Annotated in this window: 2 protein-coding genes; both read right to left on the bottom strand. The window is 27.2% G+C overall.

Features of this window, described 5'->3' with window-relative positions:
• On the bottom strand, positions 1-1,106 hold a 1,106-nt coding region (locus tag GBZ86_RS15405; protein ID WP_207707470.1), incomplete at its 3' end, for a glucosaminidase domain-containing protein.
• A gap of 28 nt (positions 1,107-1,134) precedes the next feature.
• Positions 1,135-1,767, bottom strand: a complete 633-nt coding sequence (locus GBZ86_RS15400; protein ID WP_152892125.1) for a sugar transferase — start codon at positions 1,765-1,767, stop codon at positions 1,135-1,137.
• Positions 1,768-1,980: the final 213 nt, after the last annotated feature.

The following is a 1,980-nucleotide window of genomic DNA, read 5'->3' as shown; positions in this document are numbered from 1 at the left end:
ACAAATGGTGAATCTTCTCCATAATTTGCTTTTCCAATAAACTTATTATCTATATATACGTTTACTGCTTCTACTCCTGATTTGTTTATTGCCCATCCTTGTATAACTTGATTGCCTTCTTGTTTTAGCTCTTTTAAGTTTGTATTTATATGTGTTTTTGGTAATTTTCCTTCTACTACTTTTACTGGAACAGATTTTTTATACTTAATTCCATCATCACCTATTATTTCTACTTTTATTTCATGATTTCCTAAGCTTAATTTACTTGCATCAAATCTTAATGTATATCCTGCTTTATTGCTATTTGAATATTCTGGATAATCCTGTGCTACAAATGGTGAATCTTCTCCATAATTTGCTTGTCCAATAAAATTATTATCAATATATATATTTACCTTTTCTACTGCTGAATCATTTAAAGCCCATCCTTGTATAAGTTGATTATTTCCTTTAATTAATTCTGTTATATTAGTATTTATATGTATTTTACTTGGTAAATATTTTCCTTGCAATTGTCTAACTAAAGAAGCTAACTTCTTTCCATAAACCTTTGTTGTTGCCCACGTTTCTCCTAATTTTTCTACTGAATCTCCTGATTTTCCATATAGGTAATTAAAATGTCTTGGATCTTTTGTCTGATCTTTTGGTTTAGGATAACCTTTAGCTCCAACATATAAAGCTATATGATCTAAGTGTGCACTTATTCCATCTTCCCAACTATCAAATCTTTGATGAGCATTTTTATCATTATCTGCTCCACCTTGTTCTGTTTTCATACCACATGGATTATGATATGTAGCATCAATAACGCCTCCAAATCTTCCATATCCTGTTTCATAAGCTGATTGAGCATAAGCTACAGCTGGATCAATTCCGCCATGCTTAGGCGCTAAATCCCAATATATATTAGCTAAACCAATAAACTCATCTGTTGCACCATTATTTTTAGCCCATTCTTTGGCTTTTTGTAAACTTACAGATGCTTGTCCTACAATTTTAGTAATAGGTCTAGCTTGTACATTAACTAACAGTAAATTATTTAAAAATATAACACTTAAATATACATATAAAATAAATTTACTTATTAATCTGTATTTTTTTTTCATTAAATCCTCTCTCCTAATCTTATTTATTTTATCTTGCACCTTCTCCTGTAAAAATAACTTTTACTGTTTTGACCAAGATAATTAAATCGTTTTTAAAGTTTATATTATTTATGTAATATAAATCTAAATTTAATTTTTCTTGTGGTTCAACATCATAACCTCCATTAACTTGAGCATATCCTGTTAATCCTGGTTTTATTATTAACCTATCTCTAAAATTCTTTATATTTTGCTCAAACTCTCTATAAAAAACTTCTCTTTCAGGTTTAGGTCCTATTATACTCATATCTCCTTTTAAAACATTGTATAATTGAGGTAATTCATCTAGTCTAGTTTTTCTTATAAAATTACCTGCTTTAGTTATTCTAGGATCATTTTTTTTAGCCCATTGAGCTCCATTTTTTTCAGCATCAATTCTCATTGATCTTATTTTATACATCTTAAATTCTCTTCCATAACATCCCACTCTTGACTGACAATAAATTGGACTTCCCTTTGATTCTAACCTTACAATAATACAGGTAATAATAATAACTGGTGCTAATAGAGCTAGTCCTATTAAGCTTGCTAAAATATCAAATAGCCTTCTTAATATTAAATACACAGATAATCGTGAATTGCTTACTTTGAGTTCTTTTATTAACTCTAAATTTTCTACCATAACAATTTTTTCTCTCCTCTAATAACAAAATAAATATACTAAACTAAGTTATAACTTCTATGCTAAAATTAATTATCTAATACAATTTATTTATTATGTAAATTTTAAACTTTATTTCTTTTGTTATTTATTCATTTCAAAATCATTTATTTTAAACATTACAAATTTTATCATATTTACACTATAAAATGTTAAATAATCCAAATTATAAGT

Origin of the sequence: Clostridium tarantellae (assembly GCF_009295725.1) — a bacterium.
Lineage (GTDB): Bacteria > Bacillota > Clostridia > Clostridiales > Clostridiaceae > Sarcina > Sarcina tarantellae.
Note: the sequence above shows the minus strand (reverse complement) of the source record. Positions and strands in the feature narration are given on the sequence as shown.

Coding starts and splice junctions, on each gene's coding strand:
- GBZ86_RS15400 (WP_152892125.1), bottom strand. CDS start 1,767: ATGGTAGAAAATTTAGAGTTAATAAAAGAACTCAAAGTAAGCAATTCA.